This window comes from Marisediminitalea sp. (assembly GCF_984433645.1).
On record NZ_CFIDRX010000016.1, the window covers coordinates 14,459 to 35,958 of the forward strand.

The window sequence follows — 21,500 nt, forward strand, 5'->3', positions numbered from 1 at the left end:
CGGGTATGTTTTACGCTACTGCGGCGTATACCATGTGGGGTATTGCACCGCTGTATTTCAAGCAAATTACTGAGGTTCCGCCTACCGATATTTTAATGCACCGGGTGATATGGTCGGCGTTATTGCTGTGTGTATTGCTGGTGGCGTTAAAGCAAATCGGCAAAATGAAGGCGATTTTTGCCAGCAAAAAACTGATGCTCAGCCTGGCCGCGGCCAGCGTATTGCTGGGTGCAAACTGGTTGCTATTCATCTGGGCCATTAACAGCAACTACATGCTGGAGGCCAGTTTAGGCTATTACATCAATCCCATTATTAACGTGTTTCTCGGGCGGTTGATTCTGCAAGAACGCCTGCGGCCATTGCAAAAGTTTGCTGTATTCCTGGCCATCGCCGGTGTGGTAAACATTATTGTTGCGCATGGCACGCTGCCCTGGATTGCATTGACGCTGGCGTGCACCTTCAGTGTCTACGGCTTAATCCGCAAGCAAATCCCGGTAGAGCCTATGCCGGGCCTCTTTATGGAAACCCTGGTCTTATTACCCTTCGCAATACTGTACTGGGTAATGTTCGCGGGTGAGCAAAGCAATATGCTTACCAATGACTGGGAGCTCAATGGCTGGCTGCTTGCTGCCGGTGTTGTGACGACCATGCCATTACTTGCCTTTAACGCTGCGGCAAAACGCATCCTGTTCACTACCCTGGGCCTGTTTCAGTACATTGGCCCTACCCTGATGTTCATTCTGGCGGTATGGCTTTATCAGGAGCCACTTGAACCTGCTCGATTAACCACTTTCGCCCTGGTGTGGGTTGGTTTGCTGTTGTTTAGCATTGATGCCTGGCGGGGCTTTAGGAAGCAGCGCAAAGTGGTTGCCAGTGTGGTGACTGAAGAGTAAACACCAGAGCGATTTACTACACATTCGCTCTGGCTTCTGATCAAAAGTGAGTCACTACGGTCACGCCAACAGATGTTGATGTGTCCATGTCTACCATTGCATCAATAGCGTCTTCCAGCGCAATGGTTTTGCCAAGTAGCTTTTCAGGTTGAAGTTTACCTGACAAGATTAGTGCCATCATGGCGTTGTAGCGAAAAGCCTGCATACCGTGACTACCAAGAATTTGCAGTTCGTTAGCAACGACATTATCCATCGGGATCGGCGGTGTAGCATGTTCAGCCAATAACAAGCCCACCTGAATATGTTTACCGAGCTTACGCAAACAGTTTATTGAATTCACACAGGTAACGGGATGTCCTAGCGCATCTAATGAAACATGTGCTCCGCCTTTGGTTACTTCTTTGATAGCGGCAGCAACGTCATCGGTATTATTCGCATTCAACGTGATGACAGCACCCAGTGATTTAGCTAATGCCAGTTTGTCCTCGGCTATGTCCACAGCGATGACGTTTGCACCTGCTGCGCTTGCGATCATGATGGCAGACAGCCCGACACCACCGCAACCGTGAACAGCAACCCACTGACCGGCAGTTACTCCGCCTTGGTCTACGACAGCTCTGAACGCAGTCACAAAACGGCATCCCAGGCTGGCTGCTGTAGTAAAATCCATGTGTTCAGGCAGTGTGACTAAATTTACGTCAGCGTGGTCGACAGTCGTATATTCAGCAAATGAACCCCAATGGGTAAAGCCTGGCTGAGTTTGATTTCCGCACACCTGATGATTGCCTGAATGGCACTCGTTACAATTTCCACAGGCATTAATAAATGGCACGGTTACCCTGTCACCTACCTTGAATTTAGACACGTCTTTACCAACAGCTTCGACAATACCTGCAAATTCGTGACCCGGTACATGGGGAAGTACTACATCCGTGTCATGCCCTTGCCAGCAGTGCCAGTCACTTCGGCACACACCTGTTGCTTTTACACGAATAACAACGCCATGATTGTTGGGTGTAGGGTCAGCTACCTGTTGAATTGTTGGACGTTGAGAAAATTGTTCTATGAGGACGGCTTTCATGGCGAGTCATACTCCCAATGGTCAAATTTTAGATGGGTTAAATGATAGACGGTTGGATTGAAATTACCTTGTTTTGTTGCGTTGAATTTTCATAGGTTGTGAAATAGTCTTTTAATAGTTGTTTATTTATAGGGGATTCTTGCTATGAGTGGTTTGGACGAAACAGATGTATCTATTTTGCATCATTTGCAGGAGGATGGCAGGCTGACTAATGCCAAGTTGTCTACGCGCCTTTCACTTAGTGAGACACCTTGCTGGCGCAGGCTAAAGCGGCTTGAGTCGGAGGGATTTATTGGTAGCTATCAGGCTAATCTGGATAGACGCAAGCTTGGATTCGGGGTTCTCGCTTTCGTACAGCTCTCATGTACACATCATGATGAGGAAAGTACTCGGGTGTTTGAACAAATTATCACAAACTCCGAGAATGTATTGTCGTGCCACAATACAACGGGTGAGTCAGATTTCATGTTGCAAGTTGTTGCTAAAGACCTCGACGACTACAGCGTGTTTGTGGAAAAGGTGTTGCGTAAATTACCGGGTATTTCGGCAATTCGTTCAAACATTTCGTTGCGTGAAGTCAAAGCGTCCAACCGTTTGCCCTTGTTAGGTTAAAGGGCAGAGTAATCCACCAAGACTAATGAAAAGGGCTGGAAGTTAGTTCGATGCACGGCTTTAGTTCACGACGTTGCTGGTGACATGATTGGTAACAGTTCGCCAGTTTACAGCCCATACAATTACGTTTAGTTTTTTGGCTACTATTTCTGTGTGGAGAAAGGAAGCCAAATAATGAAGACTAAACGATGGGGTTTACTGGTATGGTTTGTAGCTGCGCTGTGGACGTCACTTGTAAATGCCGCAGAATTGGATCCTGAACAGGCTAAAGCCCTGGTGCAGCAACAAGTTGACGCGCAACTGGCGTTTGATGCCACTACGCTGCAACGTATATTGCACGATAGCTATCTTGAAGTCTCTCCGGTCGGTGAAATCGACACCAAAGCAAAGGTTGTGGCGTTTTACGATCCGGCAAAAAAACGCTCAGGGCCTGTTGCGACACTCAGCGATCTCAATGTGCGCGTTTATCAGCAAACCGCGGTGGTGACCGGGCACGTCGTATTTGCGATGACGATGCCGGACGGTAAAGAAAACCGCTTTACGATGACCGGCAGTTGGGTAATAGCAGAGCAAGAAGGTGCTGCTTCAATTGTATCGGCACACTATACGCCGGTACGAAAATAGCGAGCACCCTTGCCTCAGCTGGCGCTGGTCGGTATCGAACTGGTGTCAGGTTGGAGCGGACGCAAAACACGTCTCACTAAAAACAACGACAAGGCTGATTGCACACACACGGTCGTTACCGACAAATACCAGACTTGCTCAATATAAAAGTCGGGCTGTGCAGTTAGCCACATCAGCGGCACCGCAAAGGTGACCAGTCGTGTGGCAGAGCTCCACAGACTCGGCCAGGTATTACCAACCCCCTGAAAAATGCCCGAACAGCTAAAAATCACGCCGGATGGCACAAAGTTAAAGCACACAATGCCGAGGAAGCCTGCGCTGACAGCCAGCACCGCCGCATCGTTGGAGAATGCGCCCAGAAATACGCCGGGTTGCCAAACACAGAACAACGTGAGTGCGAGCATGAGTGCACAGCAGATACCGACTGCATGCCTGAAAGCATCTTTCACCCTGTGCGGCAATTGCGCACCAAAATTCTGACCGGCAACCGCGGGCAAAGCGAATGCCACCGCCATCGCGGGTAACAGAAGTGCCTGCATCATTCTGGAGCCGATCCCAAAGCCCGCTGTTGCGCTTGCGCCAAACCGCTGAATTGCCCAATACACCAATGCCATATAGGTGAACATAAGGAAAAACTCAGCCCCCGCCGGAAAGCCAATTTTAAACAAGCGCTGCCAGGTTGACGGATGAGGCGCCAGGTGTTGTTTATTCACGCTGAGGTATTGTGTCATGCGGCTGAAATAGCGCCACAGCAACAGCGTGGCAAACAGCGCCGATAGCGAACTGGCAAGTCCTGCGCCCGCTACGCCCATGGCATAGCCCGTAAGCCAGCCGTGGATCAGAATTGGTGTCAGTACAATATTGACCAGCAATGAGAGCATTTGCACCTGCATAGCCGGTTTTACAATGCCTGTGCCTCGCATGGCGGCGGTCATAGCAACAATGGCAAATTGCAATGCCAGGCCGGGCAGGAACCAGTACAGATAATTGGCCCCCAGCATTTGAACCTGCGGGTCAAGGCTCATGGTATTCATATAGGGTTGGGTCATCGCGATACCAGTAATCAGCACAAGAGCCGCCATAACTGCTGATAGTGTAAGGGACTGGTTAAACACCTTGTTGGCGTCATGCTGATCTTTGCGGCCTACCGCATGAGAAATTAACGTTGCCGTGCCAATATTCAGCATTTGCGTGATTGCCAGTACAAACATCGAAATGTTAGCAGCGGCGCTGACACCAGCCAGTGCGTGTTCACCGAGTTGCCCCACAAAATACAGGTCTATCATGAGGTACAGTGTATGCACCAGCATGCCAATGGCCATGGGAACGGCAAGTTTAATAAGATGTTTGGGAATCGATCCCTGAGTCAGGTCTTCCATGTGTTTCTCGTTATTCCGCGGTTAGGAGAGTTGAGCAGCATCGATGGCTGACAGGTGCAAACTCGACAATAGCCCCATGCACTGCTCTATCTGTTGCTGGTTCATCATATTGGTCACCCGGTTAGCAGCATGTTCGATACTGTTAGTTGCTTGTTGATACGCTTCCAGCCCTCCAGATGTAAGTCTTACCAGGCTAACCCGGGCATCTCTAGCATTTGTCACGCGTTCTACCCAGCCGACTTTTTCCATGGGCAATAGCAAACGCGTTACCCCGGAGGCCGTAACACCAATTGCGTCGGCCAACGAGACGCGTTTAATAGTGTGATCGCTGGACTGGTATAGGCGGTGCATAACCAGCCATTCGGTAAAACTGATGCCATGCACAGACAATGTACTTTCCAGAGGTTTGAGTACCTGACCCTGTGTTTTCACCAGCGTTAAAATTAACTGCATGGAGTGTGTGAGTGAAGACATAGTGGTTCCTTAACATTAAACTGCTTGCATAATACTTGAGTAATCAAGTTTATTGCAAGTAATAATTGATCGTTTTTTGAACCGTGATGTTAAGCAAGTAGTATTGGTTGCTGGTTTGACAGAGCAGAAATAGGTAGAAGCTATTGATATTCGCAAAGAAAAAGGATTTCTCGTGAGGGACTAGTCGTGCGCCACCTGATTCCTTCCGCCGGTTTTCGCCTGATATAAAAGTTTGTCAGCACGGGTAAGCATCTCATGAACGTTAGTGGACGATGCTGTCGTTAGCCCAATACTGGCGGTCACGGGTAACATCTGGTCCTTAAAGTTCACGGGTTTTGAGGCAATGTGTTGGCGCAGCGCTTCGATTCTCTCTATTGCTGCTTCAGAGGGGAGGTCGGGCAGATACACACAAAACTCTTCACCGCCAAAGCGCGACACTACCAGGTCGGCACAGTGACTCGCAATACGTCTGGCGACGGCTTTGAGCACAGCGTCCCCCGCATCGTGACCGTACGTATCGTTGATTCTTTTAAAGTGGTCCAGATCAATCAGTGCTACTGACTGGTGAGACAGCGGGGTCTGTTGATACTGGTCTACGGTGTAAAAGAAATGCCGGCGATTAGGCAGTCCGGTAAGGTAATCGGTGTTTGCGGTTCGCCGAATCGTTTCGACTTTTTCAATCAGGTCTATGTTGAGCGTGATCCGGCATAGCAACTCTTCGTGACAGAACGGCTTTTTTACAAAATCATTGGCGCCGCTCTTTATGAAGCGAGCTGACAGCAAATTGTTCTCGTCGGCCGATAAGCCTAGTATTGCTAACGTTTCTTTGCTGTATGTTTTGCGCAGGTGGGCAACAAACTGCGTGGCCAGTTCGCCTTTTATTTCGCTGTCTATCAGCAAGAGTTTTACATTGGGGTGTGAGGCTAAGAGCGCTTCTACGTCTTCAGTTGTTGCGCATTCCAACGTAATAAAGTTGTGTCGGCGCAGTAACGCGGCCATGGCAGTACGGCTTTGTCTTTTCGGGTCGGCCACAATGACTTCGATGCCTTTGTTTTTTTCCAAACGAGACAGCAGTCTCATCAGGTAGTCGAATACCTGGGCATTTTCCTTGGGTATGTAATCAACTACATCTTTTGCCAACACCCGGTTGCGGGTATCTGCATCGAGTTTACCCGTTGACACAATGGTGGGAATGAAACTATCTATGGCATAATCTATGGCCTCGCCATTAGGCGCATCCGGCAAATGATAGTCTACAATGGCACATAAATAATCTTCCGGTTCACTGTGCAAAAAGATATGACGCGCTTCTGCCAGTGTCGTGGCGACGACCGGTTTAAGTCCTGCTCTCTCTACCAGTTTCTTTAGTAGAGCCAGACTGGTACTGCTGTCTTCGATTATCAGGACTTTTTGTTGCATTGAGGTTTCCTCATGCCGGTTCGAGTTTTGCGAAACTTAGTACCAGCCACTTACTGCCAAATTCGTCAAAATTCACCTGAACCCTGGCGTGATCACCGCTACCCTCATAGTTTAGCACAACACCTTCACCAAACTTTCTGTGTCGGACGCGTTGTCCCAATGTAAAGCCGCTTTGTTCAAAACTCTCGTGAGACACTGAGCGACTAAAGCGGTTCGGCACCGGGCGGGAAACTGTGGTCTTGAGTCTTATCTCTTCTACGCACTCAACCGGGATTTCGCGCAAAAAACGTGATGCCGTGTGGTATTTTTCTTGTCCGTACAGGCGGCGCATTTCTGCATAGGTCATATACAGTTTCTTCATAGCGCGGGTCATGCCTACGTAGCAGAGTCGGCGTTCTTCTTCCATGCGACCGGGTTCTTCATTGGTCATTTGGCTTGGGAACATCCCTTCTTCCACGCCAGCCATAAAGACCAACGGAAACTCCAAACCTTTTGCGGTATGGATAGTCATCAACTGCACTGCGTCCTGCTCGCCGGTAGCCTGGGTTTCGCCTGCTTCCAATGAGGCATGAGCCAAGAATGCCGCCAATGGTGTCATCTCATCGGCTTCTTCCGGCACCACAAATTGCTTACAGGCGGTAACCAGTTCTTCTAAGTTTTCCAGTCGTGCCTGGGCTTTTTCGCCTTTCTCGGCCTGATACATCGCGTACAAACCAGACTGCCTGAAAGCGTATTCCGCTTGTTCTTCTAACGGCAGTTCTGCACAGGCTTCATCCATGGCGGTAATCAGGTTAATGAACTGCTCAAGGGCATTGGCAGCACGGCCTTTCAGACCTTTTTCCTGCAATAACTGCAAGCTGGCCTGCCACATTGAGCAGTTCTGAACGCGGGCGTGCTCACGGATAGTGGCCAGCGTACGTTCACCTAATCCGCGGCTTGGGGTATTAACGACTCGTTCAAACGCTGCGTCATCATGGGCATGGCTCACTAAACGCATATAGCCCAGCGCGTCTTTAATTTCCTGACGTTCGAAGAATCGCAAACTGCCGTAAATACGGTATGGCAGTCCTTGATGAAGCAAGGCCTCTTCCAGCACACGTGATTGTGCGTTGTTGCGGTATAAAATGGCACTTTCGCGCAATTGATTGCCCTGGTTCTGCCAGTCGGCAATTTGCGAAATAATAAACCGGGCTTCGTCGAGTTCGTTGAACCCGGCATAAATGGAAATGGGTTCACCATTGTCTCCGTCGGTCCACAACTCTTTACCCAAACGCCCCTGGTTGTGTTCAATGACTGCGTTGGCGGCTTTCAATATAGTGCCAGTTGAGCGGTAATTTTGTTCCAGACGAATTGTGGTGGCGTCGTTGAAGTCACGCAGAAAGTGCTGAATGTTATCGACATTTGCGCCACGCCAGCCGTAAATAGACTGGTCGTCATCTCCCACAATCATAATGTTGTTATCGTGGCCGCATAGCAGACGCAGCCAGGCGTACTGTATGTTGTTGGTATCCTGGAATTCGTCTACCAGTACCGCGCGGAACCGGCGTTGATAGTGGCTCAGTAGTTCCGGGTTTTTGACCCACAGTTCGTGGGCACGCAGTAAGAGTTCTGCAAAGTCGACTAACCCCGAGCGGTCACAGGCTTCCTGATACGCCGCATAAATATCGCGCATTTTCTGCTGGGTGTGATCGCCGTGGGTTTCAATGTGCTGCGGGCGAAGGCCTTCGTCTTTGTTGCCGTTGATGTACCACTGAATCTGACGCGGTGCCCAGTGTTTCTCATCCAGGTTCATGGCTTTTAATACGCGACGTACCAGCCGGTATTGATCGTCAGAATCCAGGATCTGGAAGTTTTCCGGTAAATTGGCCTCGGCGTAATGTGCGCGCAGCAACCGGTGCGCTAAACCGTGGAATGTACCAATCCACATGGTATTGAGCGGACGCCCCATCAAGCTTTCGATACGCCCGCGCATCTCTCTGGCGGCCTTGTTGGTAAAGGTTACTGCAAGAATGCTGTAGGGAGCAATGTTCTCGACCTGCATTAACCAAGCGATGCGGTGTACCAGAACACGGGTTTTACCACTGCCTGCTCCAGCCAGAATCAGGCTGTTAGACAAAGGGGCGGCAACGGCTTCGCGTTGTTTATCGTTTAATTCGTCGAGTAACTCTGAGACATCCATAAGATCGAAAATGCCTGTATTTTTATTCAGGGGTTAGTTAATGGTGAGAGTATGCCATTAATGCGCAGTGCATTAAACCTTAAAGCCAAAGTGAATAAACCGCTTCATTCAACACGATGAAATTATAGTCATCTTTATGGTATGCTCTCGCGTATTCAGAACAGTTGCCCTATTTAGCATGTAAAACGATGTTGTTTACTGCTTACGGGTTTCTGCGCTTGAATTTTTTTGAACAGGCACTATCTCCTCGTCGTTATCAGGAACTGTCGTCCGCCTTACACATTGGGAAAGTCACATGCAAGCAATGACCGCTACAGCCGATTTTTGGCTAACGCTAAAGCACGAAGCAAAACGTATCGTTGAGCAAGAACCGCTACTGGCGAGCTTTATTCATGCCTGTATTCTTACGCACCATAATTTTGAGTCGTCGCTGAGCTTTATTCTGTCGAATAAAATGGCTGACGATATTATGCCGGCGTTAGCTATTCGCGAAGTGTTCGACGAAGCTTACCTGTTAGAGCCCGCCATTGTTGAAGCGGCCATCGAGGACATTCGCGCTATCTTTAATCGCGACCCAGCGGTAAAAGATTACATGACGGTATTAATTCACTTTAAAGGGTTCCAGTCGGTTCAGGTGCATCGCCTTGCGCATTATCTGTGGCAGCAAAAGCGCTATCAGCTAGCGTTGTTCCTGCAAAGTCGGAATTCGGAAGCCTTTGCAGTGGATATTCACCCTGCAGCGACAATTGGTAAAGGCGTCATGTTCGATCACGCCACGGGTATCGTGGTGGGTGAAACTGCCGTCATCGAAGACAACGTTTCGATTCTGCAAAACGTTACCTTGGGTGGTACCGGGAATGAAAGCGGTGACCGCCATCCGAAGATTCGTCAGGGCGTTATGTTGGGCTCAGGCGCGAAAGTACTGGGCAACATCGAAATTGGCGAAGGCTCTAAAGTTGGCGCTGGTAGTGTGGTGCTGAACGATGTACCTCCCCATGTTACGGTGGTGGGTGTACCTGCCAAAGTGGTGGGCCGTCCCTGTTGCAGCCGCCCATGCGACTCCATGCAACAAAACGTACTGGAAGACAATCAGCCGGTGGATTAAGCGGGGTTATTGAGGTCCCGAATTTTCCTCCCCTGTCATCCCGGCCTTGTGCCGGGACCCTTGGTCACCTTGCGCCGGGATCTTATTGAGCCTTGTGCCGGGACCTAGTCAACCATCAACAACAACTCGTCCAGTGAGGACAACTGCACACCTGGCAGGACAGCCAGTTTTTCTGCGCGTAAATCCATTTCCCGGTTACAGGCGAGCCAGGCAGTTTGCATACCGACTTTGTGGGCACCCAGCACATCTTTGATCAGGTTATCGCCAACGTGCATGATGTGCTGTGGAGGCAGCGAAAGGTGCTCAATGGCTTCTTCAAACATGTCCGGGTAGGGTTTGCGAGGGCGGGTTACACTTGCGTGTAGCGTTAAGCTAAAAAATGGCGCCAGGCCAATCATGTCTGTGTCTACGTTACCATTTGTGATAGCGACTAGCGGGACTTTCTCAGCCAGCTTTTCCATTACCGCGATAATGTCCGGGGCGACCTGGAAATTACTACGAGCAGCATAGAAAAAATCGAACAACTCACTTGCCGCCTGAGCACGTTCAGTATCAGGTAACTGTGCTTTACCTAACGCGGTAAATAACGTTTGCCAGCGCAATTTACCCATGTCTGATGCGAGTTTCGGGTTTTTGTTAATGAGGGCTTTTTTTATGGTAAACCAGTCGTCGTTGGTCATTGCGCTGAGTGCTGGATAATCGTTTCGAATCTTTTGATTCAGGGCGGCATCAGCGTGCTGAATAATGGGCTCGTTATTGTAAAGGGTGTCATCCAGGTCGAAGGTTAGGGCTTTAACCGGGTGCACCGGGCGATAACATTGCATAACAGACTCCTGAAGACGATGAATTACTTTTTACGGGCGCGAGGATGAGCGTTGTCGTATACCTTAGCCAAATGCTGAAAATCCAAATGAGTATACACCTGAGTGGTAGACAAATTGGCGTGTCCAAGCAGTTCTTGCACTGCGCGCAAGTCTCCGCTGGACTCTAGTACATGCGTGGCAAAAGAATGGCGCAGTTTGTGTGGGTTTACACCCTGGCTCATAGCCTGGCGTTTGGCCATTTCGTTTAACCGGTTTGCTACTTGGCGATTCGAAATGCGGTTTTGTCGCTTGCTGATGAACAGCGCAGACTCGCCTTCTTTGGTAAGCCACTGCCTTCTTACCTTTAGCCATTTGGCAATGGCTTCGCGGGCTTTTTTGCCGACCGGCAGCAGCCGCTGTTTGTTGCCCTTACCCGTTACCCGAACCTGATGGTCCCGGGTAAAATCAAATACGTTCAGCGAGGTCAGCTCGTTCAGACGTAATCCACAGCCATACATCAACTCGAACATGGCCTGATCGCGGATCAGAATCTCTTCGTCGTCCTCGTCATTTAACAGCACCGCCATATCATCGACCGACAGTTGTTTGGGGAGCGGTTTGTCAGCCTTCGGTGCGGACACACCGTCCACGGGGTCGGTGTCTAATATCCCTTGCTGCATTAAATACTGCACAAACGTGCGCAGTGAAGACAGGCGCAGTGCAATACTGCGTGGATGCAGATTTTGTTTTCGGGCAATGGCTAATGCTTGCTTTACTTTGGTTTGCGTCAGGGCCCGCCAGTCCTGAATTTCCAGGGACAGTGCGACCTGAGTGAGCTGTCGCTCATAATTACTCAGAGTATGTGACGATAAGCCGCGTTCATAGCGCAAATGCCCAAGAAATTTTTGCAGCCAGTGCGCGCAATCGGGGGCAAGCTGCAGGTCGGTTTCTGCGGCTTTCTTTGGCATTAGTACGGCAGTTTTGTGGGGAGTATATAGTTAAGCACTTCGCGCAACTGGTTTAAAAGCAGCGTATCCATGTCGGGAGTGAAGTGTTCGGCGTTGCGGCTGCCTACAGCCAGAATGCCTGCGTCACGCAGGTTGCCCAGCAAAATAAGCGCGGCGGACTCCGCTACCTGACCACCAAACATAAGCTGGCGTTCATGCTCGCTTAAACGACCAAAGAAGTATGGCGAGTCTTTAAAGCGTTTTTCTAGAAACAGCCGGCGTTGTAGTTCAGGTAAAGCGTTGGGGCCTTTGAACGATTTAAATTCGACAGTGGCCAACCCCAGTTCTTCCTGCAGCGTTTCCTGGAGAGCCAGTAAAATATCGGCCATTGTGTCACAGGTAAGTAAACGCAGGTTCAAATCGGCATAGGCGCGGTAAATTTTTTCGTTTTGTTTGGCAATGCTGATCAGTTGGGTGAGCTTGTAGTTAAGCAGACGCACTTTTTTGCGAAGTTGCTCGCTTTGGATTTCAACCAGCGACACGCTGCCTTTCTGGGCATGAGGAATTTGTAGTTGTTCAAGGATACTGGGGTGTTGAATGAAGAAGTCAGGGTTTTCAATTAAATACTGACTTACTTGTTCAGCCGTGACATCACCGACTTCCGGAAATTCGGTGTCGAACTGTAACGAAGTATTGCCCTGACCTGATAACTCATTCATATATTTATTGTTCCGTCGTATACATGCTCAGCAGGACCTGTCATTTTCAACGGGCTTCCCGCGCCCTGCCAGCGAATTCGTAAACTGCCGCCGGGCAGATCAACCCGGACGTCCTTGCTTAATTTACCCTGAATCTGGCCTATTGCAACTGCTGCGCACGCGCCGCTGCCACAAGCCAGGGTTTCGCCAGCACCGCGTTCAAACACGCGCAGGCGAATATGTTCTGCATTCACTACTTGCATAAAGCCCACATTGACGCCTTCAGGAAAGCGTTCGTGGCGCTCAAGAGTCGGACCTATCGATTCCACCTCGGCTGTGTCTACATTGTCGACTTCCAGCACACAGTGAGGGTTGCCCATGGAAACCGCACCACAAAAGAAGGTGCTGGCATCGGCGCGAACCAGATAGGTTTTTTCTTCTTTGTTGGCTTTTAGTGGGATCTCTGCCGGCGTAAAGTTCGGCACGCCCATGTTCACCGTTACCTGACCGTCTTTCTCAAGATACAGGATCATTTTACCGGCTTTGGTGCTCACCACAATTTTATTGCGGTTGATCAGGCCTTTTAATTTCACAAAGCGGGCAAAACAGCGAGCGCCGTTCCCGCACTGCGACACTTCGGAGCCGTCCGCGTTAAAAATACGGTAGTGGAAATCCTGGTCCGGATCGTAAGGGGGTTCAACCATCAAAAGTTGGTCAAACCCAATGCCAAAGTTACGGTCGGCGAGCTGCTGGATTTTCTCTTTGGAAAAGAAAACATTCTGGGTAACGTTATCGATGACCATAAAGTCATTACCCAGACCGTGCATTTTAGAAAAATTTACCAGCATTTCAGCGCAACAAGAATTATTAGAATTCCCTCTAGTTTACGTAAGTTTATGCTCACCTTTCCAGAGATCTTTTAGATTTTCTCGTTCTCGTACAACATGAACGTCGCTTCCATCTACCATAAGTTCGGCCGGACGGCAGCGGCTGTTGTAGTTTGACGCCATAACAAAGCCATATGCGCCGGCACTTCGCACGGCCAGATAGTCGCCGCTTTCGATGCCTAGCTCCCGGTCTTTACCAATGAAATCACCGGTTTCGCATACCGGCCCTACAACATCGTAATTGTGTGTTTCACGGTCCAGCCCTTCGACCACCGGAATAATGCTCATCCAGGCGGAATACAAAGACGGGCGAATCAGGTCGTTCATGGCAGCGTCGACAATGGCGAAGTTCTTTTCTTCACCAGATTTAACGAATTCTACTTTAGTGACCATGATGCCCGCGTTGGCGGCAATCGCACGGCCAGGTTCCATGATCAGAGTGAGGTTTTCACGGCCTTTCATTTTTTCTGCAATGGCAGCGGCATATTCACGAGGATGAGGCGGTGTTTCGTCGCGGTAGGTTACGCCCAATCCGCCACCGACATCGAGGTGCTTAATGTGGATACCTTTCGATGCCAGCTCGTCGATGAGTACTAACAACCGCTCCAATGCATCTACAAACGGACCGGTTTCAGTCAGTTGTGAACCAATATGGCAGTCCATACCGACGACGTTTAAGTTAGGTAAACTGTTGGCTAGCTCGTAAACCGCAATGGCACGTTCACGGGCAATACCAAATTTATTGGCTTTCAGGCCAGTAGAAATATACGGGTGCGTTTTAGCATCTACGTCGGGGTTGATGCGCAACGAAATAGGTGCTTGCTTGCCCACTTTGCCTGCAACCTCGTTGATGCGATGCAGTTCTGGCTCAGATTCAACGTTAAAACAGTGAATGCCTTCTTCCAGCGCAAATTCGATTTCTTCCGGGGTTTTGCCCACGCCGGAAAAGACGACTTTGCTCATGTCGCCGCCAGCGGCTTTTACACGGGCCAGTTCACCGCCTGATACGATATCAAAGCCCGAGCCCAGTTTAGCCAGCACACTCAGCACGCCAATGTTCGAATTGGCTTTTACCGCATAACAAATCAGGTGAGGGTGGTCGCCTAAGGCTTCGTCAAACGCTTTCCAGTGGCGCTCTAACGTAGCGCGTGAATAGATGTACAGAGGCGTACCGTACTGACTGGCAAGGTCTTTGACACTGACATCTTCAGCGTGCAGCGTTTGATTTTGATAACTGAAGTGATCCACTAGCGAACATCTCCGGATGATGGGGGAGTAGCTTGTGCACCTTTATTGGCGGGTGTCGCAGGGGCTTCTTTGGGCAAATACAATGCACCTCGATACCCACAGGCACTCAGCATAAATACCAGCGCCATTACCACACAAACACGTTTCGCCACGCGCCTACTCCCAGAGCAAAGAAAAAGGAGCCGATATCATCGCAGAGCGAAATTAAAATGCAAGCGACATCAACCGTTCACGCGTCTTTGGACCAAATTTAACCTGCTTCCACAATGCGCTGCACAGTGGTTTTGTGTCAGACCAGTTCCCGGCCACTAACCAATCAAGCATGGGCGTCGGGTCGTTGGGAAACTCAATGCCTTCGTTGTCGGGCTCGCTTAACCATTCTTCAACGGTATCGGTATCTAATTGATACAGTGGCTGACACAACCCCAGTGTGATCAGAGTTCGAAGGTTAGAGAGTTGCTCAAACTGGCCATGCAGCGGCTTTACCAGCAGCTTTTTGCCGAGTTGCAATGACTCACTGGCTAATTCAAATCCGCCGTTGCTGATCACCCCGGAACAGTGTTGCAATGCTTGTCTGAAGCCGGGCTTAGATGGCGGATTCCACTGAATATGGCCTTGTTTTGACGCAGTCTTTATTTTGGGGTGAAAACATACAAACTGCTGCTCGGTCAACGGCTCAAGCAATTGCTGAATATCCTGTAACTCTTCAAACGGCAAATACACCAGTGTGTGGGCTTTGCTGGGGTGTATGGCGGGTTTATCGATGATAAACGGCGGCACGATGGGTTGATCAAAATGGTACCAGTGCACGCCTAACTGAATATCGGTTGGTGCGAATGCACGCATAATTAAGCGGTCGCTCAGGCTTTCGCCTTCCCGCGGCACATCGTACGCAAACGCGGCCTGATGACTAACGGAAATCGAAGTCAGCCCCCGCCGTCTTGCAGCCCACGCAGTAATAGGCTCAAAATCGTTGAGCAGCACGTCGTAACCTGAGACATCAAACTGGTTAATATCGCGAAGCAGCGTAAGCGGTTTGGCCTGTTTCAGGGTCTGCCACTGGCTGACCTTGCCTTTTGCAGTAACAAAAGTGAGACCGTTGAATGTGCGATAGTTACCAAAACATTCCATGTCAAAATAGCCATCGGGCTCCCGTCCTGAGAACACAAAATCTACGTCTATGTCGTCACGCTTGGCCATTGCTTCGGCCATAATGCGAGCACGGGCAATGTGACCGTTGCCGGTACCCTGTACACCATATAAAACTTTCATGCTAAACCAGAATTGTCAGACTCAGTTGTGCGATTGTGATGCCAAGCAAGGTGCCGGCAATGACGTCGGTAGGGTAGTGCACGCCAAGTAAAATGCGTGACAAACCAATCAGTGTTGCCCAGGTATAAGCCAAGACAGCGAATGGAGGATAAAAATGCGCAATAATGGTGGCCATCAGCCAGGCGGCTGCAGTATGGCCCGAAGGCAGGCTAAATTTATCGGAAGGCGTAACATGTGCCGTCAGGTTACTAATAAAGTCACAGGGGCGAGGGCGTTTAAAGGCGCGTTTTAACACCACGTAAATTGGAAGCTCCAGACCATAGGCCATAAGTGCAGTGTAAAGGAAAAGCTCACCGTACTCAGGCTCAAACCACATCAGCGCCAGGCCAATGACCAAATACAAATACCCGTCACCGGTGCGTGATAACCAAATGATCGCGCGGCAATCGCGATTCAGGGTTAATCCGTATAACCAGTGAAATAAAACAGTATCGTATTTGGTAACGCTTTTCAGGCCCATCCCGAAGGCTCCTGTTTTTCGACTGTTTCAGGTTAAAAAGCCTCTGTGAAGTCCGGGTTACACTTTTGCGAAACCTTTATGACAATGTCACTGAGTAAAATTAATCGCATAATTTGTTGATTTAGCGCATGCAGGCCCTAGCTGTTATGGTCGCACCAGTGCTATGCTTTACTCACACACGCTTGTTTCTTATGAAGGTATTACCATGGACTACAACACTTCTGAGTTATGTGATTTATTCGCCGATAATGTGGATGTGGTGGAGCCAATGTTCACCAGCTACGGTGGCCGCTATTCATTTGGCGGAGAGGTGACTACCGTTAAGTGTTTCGAAGACCGCGAATTGATCGACCGTATTCTAAGTGAGCCGGGCGACGGCAAAGTGTTATTGATTGACGGTGGCGGCTCGTTGCGTCGCGCATTAATTGACACTGAGTCTGCACAGCTTGCGGTTGAAAATAACTGGGAAGGTATCGTGTGTTACGGGTGTGTGCGTGAAGTCGATAACCTGGCTGATTTTGACATTGGCATCTTTGCTATCAACGCCATTCCGGTAAATGCTGACTGTCAGGGTATCGGTGAAGTAGACATTCCGGTGAACTTTGGCGGGGTGACCTTCCTGCCGGAAGATCACCTGTATGCCGACAGCACAGGCGTTATCTTGTCGCCTGAGCCGCTGGATATTGATTAATCCGCGAATACCGCGTTTAAGTAAGCTGCAATCCGAATACCTGCCTGCTGTAAGCGTTTTTTCGCAGTAGGCAAATGTTCGTACTGGTAGTCCCACGACATACGGTTAGCATCTTCAGGGTAGATCGTATCCCGAATCACGGTACTTTCTGTAATCCATACTTCCGGGTCTGTGGTTGACCAGTCCTTGATGTCCTGCTCCGTGATTTTGCGATCCAGCCAGTTACTCCATTCGGTATATGACAGGTCGCGTTGATCCAGCATCTGAGAATCCCATACGCGGTGCAGGTTTGAGTCCTGCCAGAAAAATCGTACTTTTACATCGTTTCCGCCTTTGTCGGTGCCGTTACCTGCGTGCAGCGGTTGGTGTAAATCACCGATGATATGCACAATAAAGCGCAGCGCTAATTGCTTGTCGGCAACCGACGCTTTGGGATCTTTCAATGTTTTAGTGAACGACGCCAATGCCGATGCCGCGTCGCCTTGTTCCGGGGCTCCTACTTCGTGATAGTGCTTGCCGGCAGGCACTGTTACATAGTGCCAGGGCCCGGCGGTTTTCTGCCAGAATACATCCGGGTTAGATCGCATGTCATCGGCATAGGTCGAGGCCTCTGCCAATGATTCATTGGGAATGAGCGCTTCAATGTGTTGTTTTGCTGAAGGTGTCAGGTGACGCTCGGCAATTTCGCCGGTAACCCGGTGGCCGGTTTGCCCCCAGCCAAGCGCAGGTAAACTCATTACCATGGAAACGGCGCACACCAGTGAAGCTGATTTAGAAAAGGCGCGTTGGAACATTCTGTCTTCCTTTAATAATTGTTATTTTGAATCAGGTTGATAACCCCAGCGCGCCATTAATGATTGGTCCACGCCCAGGTGGTCGAGAATCCTGGCGACAACAAAATCAACCAAATCACTGATCTGTTGTGGTTGATGATAGAAACCGGGCGCTGCCGGCATAATGGTTGCGCCCATCTTCGACAGTTTTAGCATATTTTCTAAATGTATCGTCGACAACGGCATTTCCCGAGGGACCAGTATAAGCTGCCCACGCTCTTTGAGCACTACGTCTGCACTGCGTTCTATCAGATTATCACAGGCGCCTATCGAAATTGCCGACAAAGTGCCAGTGGAGCAGGGGCACACGACCATTTGTTTCGGTGCGGCAGACCCTGAGGCAACCGGGGCAAACCATTCCTCTTTGCCGCATACGCGTATCTGGCCCGGTTTGGCATTAAATCGGTTAGTGAAAAACTCGCTTGCAGCGTCGGGTTGCGCGGGGATTTTTACGTTTTCTTCAGTGGCAAACACCACTTTTGCGGCAGACGAAATCAGTACGAATATTTCCTGATAGTCTGCTGCTACTAACTGTTCCAGTAAGCGCAGGGCATAGGGCGCGCCGGACGCGCCTGTAATGGCAAGGGTGATAGACTTTTTCATAATGGCCTTTTTTAAGCTTTACCGGCTAATACATCCAGCAGCTTCTGATGGATCCCACCAAAACCGCCGTTACTCATTATTAGCACGTGGTCGCCTGGCTGCAACTGGGTGGTTAGCTGATGAATAATCGCATCTACGCTTCTGAACACCTGACAAGGGGCCGTGCTTTGTTTGGCTAGCTGAGACAGCGACCAGCCCAGGTTATCGGGTTCAAACAGAAGCACTTCATCGGCGGCTTGCCACGAGTCCACTAATTGCTGTTTGTGTACGCCCATTTTCATGGTGTTGGAGCGCGGCTCCAACACGGCAAAAATACGTGCGTCACCCACTTTTTTGCGCAGGCCGTCAATAGTGGTATCGATGGCTGTGGGGTGGTGGGCAAAGTCATCGTACACCGTGATGTTCTTCACACAGCCGCGAATTTCCATACGACGCTTCACATTCACAAACTCGCCCAGAGCGGCAATGGCATCGGGTAAGGTCACACCGGCATGATGTGCTGCAGCAATAGCCATAAGGGCATTATCGACATTGTGTTGGCCCAGCAACTGCCAGTGTACTTCACCTACTTTATCCTGTTGGTAAAACACTGAGAACGCAGAACCGTCCTGATTAATCAGTTCAGCGTGCCAGTGGCGTCCCAGATACTGTTGTTCACTCCAGCAGCCCCTATCCAGAACGGTTTGTAAATTCTCATCTTTCTCCGGAGAAAGGACCAGGCCAGTTGCGGGCACGGTGCGAACCAGATGATGAAACTGGGTTTGTATCGCTGCCAGATCTGCAAAAATATCGGCATGGTCGAATTCAAGGTTGTTCATTACCAACGTACGTGGACGGTAATGCACGAACTTTGAACGCTTGTCGAAGAAAGCACTGTCGTATTCATCGGCTTCAATAACAAAGAAAGGGCTGGCGCCAACACGGGCTGAAATGCCAAAGTTTTGCGGAATACCGCCGATCAGAAAGCCGGGTTCGAGACCTGCATATTCTAAAATCCAGGCTACCATGGATGACGTAGTGGTTTTCCCGTGGGTACCGGAAACTCCCACCACCCAACGGTCGGTGAGCAGGTTGTCCAGCAACCACTGGGGTCCACTGGTGTAGGGCAGGTTGCGGTCCAGTACATATTCTACAGCTGGGTTACCCCGCGACATGGCATTGCCAATGATCACCATATCCGGTACCGGGTTAAACTGTGCCGGGTCGTAGCCTTCTGTTAGCGTAATACCCAATGATTCCAACTGTGTGCTCATAGGAGGATAAACATTGCGGTCGGAGCCGGTAACCGTGTGGCCCAGTGATTTAGCAATGGCGGCAATACCTCCCATAAAGCTACCGCAAATCCCCAAAATATGTACGTGCATTAACCTTCCTGCAGTAATTTCATATCCGGATACTTTAACAGAAGCCTGCGGTGTTGCCTAAACATCTGATTTCCTTTCGGGGCTCAGTCAGTTTACAATCTATACAGGCTCGATTGCTGGCAGGCAGCAACGGAGAGAGCCAGCATTATTCTCCCCGTTTAATGCGAAGTTACCCTACACAAATAAAGGCTTACACAAACCATGAAACGACTTAACTCTCAACTGCAAAAAGACGGCGCACCGCTGGAACTTATTTTGTTGATCAGAACTCTGCTGGCAGGCTGTAAGGAAATTTCCTTCCGGGTTAGCCAAGGCGCATTGGCAGGCGTGCTGGGCTCAACACTGAGTGAAAACGTACAAGGCGAAACACAAAAGAAGCTGGATGTGATTTCGAATCAGATTCTGAAAGACATTCTGAAAGAATCAGGCTATGTGAAAGCCATCTCCTCTGAAGAGGAAGACGACGTGGTGGCTTGCCACCCGGACGGAAAATACCTGGTGAGCTTTGACCCATTGGATGGCTCATCAAACACAGAAATTAACAGCCTGATTGGCACTATCTTCTCGATCTCACACGCGCCGCAGTGGATGGAGCCGGATGATCCTTCTGCGTTCCTGCAGCCTGGTACTCAGATGGTTGCAGCGGGTTACGTGCTGTACGGTCCGTCAACCATGCTGGCGATGACCACTGGCCGCGGTACGCATATTTATACGCTGGATAAAACCCACGGCGGTTTCCTGCTGACGCACCCTAATATTGAAGTGCCGACCGAAACGAAAGAGTTTGCGATAAATGCGTCAAATCAGCGTCATTGGGAAGCGCCAATGCAAAACTACATCACCGACTTGTTGGCTGGTGAAGACGGCCCACGCGGCAAAGACTACAACATGCGCTGGGTTGCGGCCATGGTCGGTGACATTCACCGCGTGCTTTGCCGTGGCGGTATCTTTATGTATCCCTTCGATAAGCGCAACCCGGCTAAGCCCGGTAAACTGCGTTTATTGTACGAAGCCAACCCTATGGCCTTCCTGATGGAACAAGCAGGTGGCCTGGCGTCTACCGGCGAATGCCGCATTATGGAAGTGATGCCCACCGAAATTCACCAACGCGTGCCCGTTATTCTTGGCTCTAAAGACGAGGTTGAAGCCTGTCTGAGTTATTACGACTAATTGGTTAGTGAAAATAGCCCATGAGTATGGCCGAATATGGCCTCATGGGTTTTTATTTTTGTTGTGTTGGCCTTATACTTGACGCACATTTTTTTTGATTAACGAAAGGACAATTAAGCATGAGCTTGAATGCCGTACCTGCAGGTAAGAAACTGCCTGATGAAGTAAACGTAATCATTGAGATCCCAGCACATGCTGATCCAGTGAAATACGAAGTAGATAAAGACACCGGCGCGATTTTCGTTGACCGCTTTATGGCGACTTGTATGCACTACCCTACTAACTACGGTTATGTGCCTAACACACTGTCTGAAGACGGTGACCCGGTAGACGTACTGGTTATCACGCCTTTCCCTCTGCTGGCAGGTTCTGTGATCAAGTGTCGTCCAATCGGCGTACTGAACATGACCGACGAGTCTGGTAAAGATGCGAAAGTACTGGCAGTACCAATCGACAAGCTGTCGACTTTGTACCGTGAAGTATTTGAAACGTCTGACGTACAGCCGTTATTATTAAAGCAAATCGAGCACTTCTTTGAGCACTATAAAGATCTTGAAGCTGGTAAGTGGGTTAAGATCGATGGCTGGGCGGACGCTGCCGCTGCTAAAGCTGAAATCGTAAACAGCGTTAAGCGTTTCGAAGAAGGCGAGTAAGTCGCATAAGCGCATCACAATCTTTATGCACAAAGGCTCGTGAAA

General features: G+C 49.8%; 23 protein-coding genes. 7 read left to right on the forward strand and 16 right to left on the reverse strand.

The window, feature by feature from the left end; all coding sequences use genetic code 11:
* The first annotated feature begins 5 nt into the window (after positions 1 to 5).
* Positions 6 to 893 carry an EamA family transporter RarD gene (rarD, locus tag AC4MRN_RS03940; protein ID WP_491202572.1) on the forward strand — a complete coding sequence of 296 codons (888 nt, stop codon included), beginning with the start codon at positions 6 to 8 and terminating at the stop codon, positions 891 to 893.
* Between the two features lie 40 nt (positions 894 to 933).
* On the opposite strand, the gene AC4MRN_RS03945 is transcribed toward rarD, so the two are convergent.
* The gene (locus tag AC4MRN_RS03945) at positions 934 to 1,974 is read right to left on the reverse strand and encodes a zinc-dependent alcohol dehydrogenase family protein (RefSeq protein ID WP_491202559.1); all 1,041 of its coding nucleotides are present in this window, start codon (positions 1,972 to 1,974) and stop codon (positions 934 to 936) included.
* Between the two features lie 144 nt (positions 1,975 to 2,118).
* Between AC4MRN_RS03945 and AC4MRN_RS03950 the strand changes: the two genes are divergently transcribed.
* Positions 2,119 to 2,586 carry an Lrp/AsnC family transcriptional regulator gene (locus tag AC4MRN_RS03950; protein WP_491202560.1) on the forward strand — a complete coding sequence of 156 codons (468 nt, stop codon included), beginning with the start codon at positions 2,119 to 2,121 and terminating at the stop codon, positions 2,584 to 2,586.
* Between the two features lie 174 nt (positions 2,587 to 2,760).
* Positions 2,761 to 3,210, forward strand: coding sequence for a nuclear transport factor 2 family protein (locus AC4MRN_RS03955; protein WP_491202561.1), 450 nt, complete (start codon positions 2,761 to 2,763; stop codon positions 3,208 to 3,210).
* 14 nt (positions 3,211 to 3,224) lie between these two features.
* Here the strand turns inward: AC4MRN_RS03955 and AC4MRN_RS03960 are convergent, their stop codons facing one another.
* The 4 genes from AC4MRN_RS03960 to uvrD form a co-directional block, all read right to left on the reverse strand.
* Positions 3,225 to 4,589 carry an MATE family efflux transporter gene (locus AC4MRN_RS03960; protein ID WP_491202562.1) on the reverse strand — a complete coding sequence of 455 codons (1,365 nt, stop codon included), beginning with the start codon at positions 4,587 to 4,589 and terminating at the stop codon, positions 3,225 to 3,227.
* 21 nt (positions 4,590 to 4,610) lie between these two features.
* Positions 4,611 to 5,063 (reverse strand): MarR family winged helix-turn-helix transcriptional regulator, encoded by a 453-nt coding sequence (locus tag AC4MRN_RS03965; protein ID WP_370242591.1) that lies wholly within the window; start codon positions 5,061 to 5,063, stop codon positions 4,611 to 4,613.
* A 180-nt stretch (positions 5,064 to 5,243) separates the two neighbouring features.
* Positions 5,244 to 6,482 (reverse strand): GGDEF domain-containing response regulator, encoded by a 1,239-nt coding sequence (locus AC4MRN_RS03970; protein WP_491202563.1) that lies wholly within the window; start codon positions 6,480 to 6,482, stop codon positions 5,244 to 5,246.
* Positions 6,483 to 6,492: 10 nt separating this feature from the next.
* Positions 6,493 to 8,661: a DNA helicase II gene (uvrD, locus tag AC4MRN_RS03975; protein ID WP_491202564.1), complete on the reverse strand. Its 2,169-nt coding sequence runs from the start codon at positions 8,659 to 8,661 to the stop codon at positions 6,493 to 6,495.
* A gap of 295 nt (positions 8,662 to 8,956) precedes the next feature.
* Here uvrD and cysE point away from each other — a divergent pair, with 295 nt between their 5' ends.
* On the forward strand, positions 8,957 to 9,766 hold the full coding sequence (gene cysE, locus AC4MRN_RS03980; protein WP_073317324.1) for a serine O-acetyltransferase: 810 nt from the start codon (positions 8,957 to 8,959) through the stop codon (positions 9,764 to 9,766).
* Positions 9,767 to 9,870: 104 nt separating this feature from the next.
* On the opposite strand, the gene AC4MRN_RS03985 is transcribed toward cysE, so the two are convergent.
* Genes AC4MRN_RS03985 through AC4MRN_RS04020 form a run of 8 tightly spaced genes read right to left on the reverse strand, consistent with a single transcriptional unit; the run spans position 9,871 to position 16,141 of the window.
* Positions 9,871 to 10,590, reverse strand: coding sequence for an HAD-IA family hydrolase (locus AC4MRN_RS03985; protein WP_491202565.1), 720 nt, complete (start codon positions 10,588 to 10,590; stop codon positions 9,871 to 9,873).
* A 23-nt stretch (positions 10,591 to 10,613) separates the two neighbouring features.
* Positions 10,614 to 11,537, reverse strand: coding sequence for a tyrosine recombinase XerC (gene xerC / locus AC4MRN_RS03990; protein WP_491202566.1), 924 nt, complete (start codon positions 11,535 to 11,537; stop codon positions 10,614 to 10,616).
* Positions 11,537 to 12,235, reverse strand: a complete 699-nt coding sequence (locus tag AC4MRN_RS03995) for a DUF484 family protein (RefSeq protein ID WP_491202567.1) — start codon at positions 12,233 to 12,235, stop codon at positions 11,537 to 11,539. The genes xerC and AC4MRN_RS03995 overlap by 1 nt, the downstream gene beginning before the upstream one ends.
* Positions 12,232 to 13,062 (reverse strand): diaminopimelate epimerase, encoded by an 831-nt coding sequence (gene dapF, locus AC4MRN_RS04000; RefSeq protein ID WP_491202568.1) that lies wholly within the window; start codon positions 13,060 to 13,062, stop codon positions 12,232 to 12,234. Before dapF ends, AC4MRN_RS03995 begins: the two co-directional genes overlap by 4 nt.
* Positions 13,063 to 13,098: 36 nt before the next feature.
* Positions 13,099 to 14,349: a diaminopimelate decarboxylase gene (lysA, locus tag AC4MRN_RS04005; RefSeq protein ID WP_073317308.1), complete on the reverse strand. Its 1,251-nt coding sequence runs from the start codon at positions 14,347 to 14,349 to the stop codon at positions 13,099 to 13,101.
* A complete protein-coding gene (gene lptM, locus AC4MRN_RS04010; RefSeq protein ID WP_139241476.1) occupies positions 14,349 to 14,501 on the reverse strand; it encodes an LPS translocon maturation chaperone LptM in 153 nt (50 codons plus the stop codon). Before lptM ends, lysA begins: the two co-directional genes overlap by 1 nt.
* Before the next feature lie 52 nt (positions 14,502 to 14,553).
* Entirely contained in the window at positions 14,554 to 15,621 is a 1,068-nt protein-coding gene (locus AC4MRN_RS04015; RefSeq protein WP_073317305.1) for an MJ1255/VC2487 family glycosyltransferase, read from the reverse strand.
* Between the two features lies 1 nt (position 15,622).
* Complete coding sequence (locus AC4MRN_RS04020) at positions 15,623 to 16,141, reverse strand: phosphatase PAP2 family protein (protein ID WP_084526120.1); 519 nt, start codon at positions 16,139 to 16,141, stop codon at positions 15,623 to 15,625.
* A gap of 205 nt (positions 16,142 to 16,346) precedes the next feature.
* Here AC4MRN_RS04020 and rraA point away from each other — a divergent pair, with 205 nt between their 5' ends.
* Positions 16,347 to 16,832 carry a ribonuclease E activity regulator RraA gene (gene rraA, locus AC4MRN_RS04025; protein ID WP_073318612.1) on the forward strand — a complete coding sequence of 162 codons (486 nt, stop codon included), beginning with the start codon at positions 16,347 to 16,349 and terminating at the stop codon, positions 16,830 to 16,832.
* Here the strand turns inward: rraA and AC4MRN_RS04030 are convergent.
* Genes AC4MRN_RS04030 through mpl form a run of 3 tightly spaced genes read right to left on the reverse strand, consistent with a single transcriptional unit; the run spans position 16,829 to position 19,632 of the window.
* On the reverse strand, positions 16,829 to 17,626 hold the full coding sequence (locus tag AC4MRN_RS04030) for a S1/P1 nuclease (RefSeq protein ID WP_155016234.1): 798 nt from the start codon (positions 17,624 to 17,626) through the stop codon (positions 16,829 to 16,831). The genes rraA and AC4MRN_RS04030 overlap by 4 nt on opposite strands.
* Positions 17,627 to 17,647: 21 nt before the next feature.
* Entirely contained in the window at positions 17,648 to 18,268 is a 621-nt protein-coding gene (locus AC4MRN_RS04035) for a flavin prenyltransferase UbiX (RefSeq protein ID WP_073317300.1), read from the reverse strand.
* Positions 18,269 to 18,279: 11 nt separating this feature from the next.
* Positions 18,280 to 19,632 carry a UDP-N-acetylmuramate:L-alanyl-gamma-D-glutamyl-meso-diaminopimelate ligase gene (mpl, locus tag AC4MRN_RS04040; protein ID WP_370242582.1) on the reverse strand — a complete coding sequence of 451 codons (1,353 nt, stop codon included), beginning with the start codon at positions 19,630 to 19,632 and terminating at the stop codon, positions 18,280 to 18,282.
* Positions 19,633 to 19,833: 201 nt separating this feature from the next.
* Between mpl and AC4MRN_RS04045 the strand changes: the two genes are divergently transcribed.
* Both AC4MRN_RS04045 and ppa read left to right on the forward strand, forming a co-directional pair.
* On the forward strand, positions 19,834 to 20,802 hold the full coding sequence (locus tag AC4MRN_RS04045; RefSeq protein WP_073317294.1) for a class 1 fructose-bisphosphatase: 969 nt from the start codon (positions 19,834 to 19,836) through the stop codon (positions 20,800 to 20,802).
* A gap of 119 nt (positions 20,803 to 20,921) precedes the next feature.
* Positions 20,922 to 21,455, forward strand: coding sequence for an inorganic diphosphatase (gene ppa, locus AC4MRN_RS04050; RefSeq protein WP_155016231.1), 534 nt, complete (start codon positions 20,922 to 20,924; stop codon positions 21,453 to 21,455).
* Positions 21,456 to 21,500: the final 45 nt, after the last annotated feature.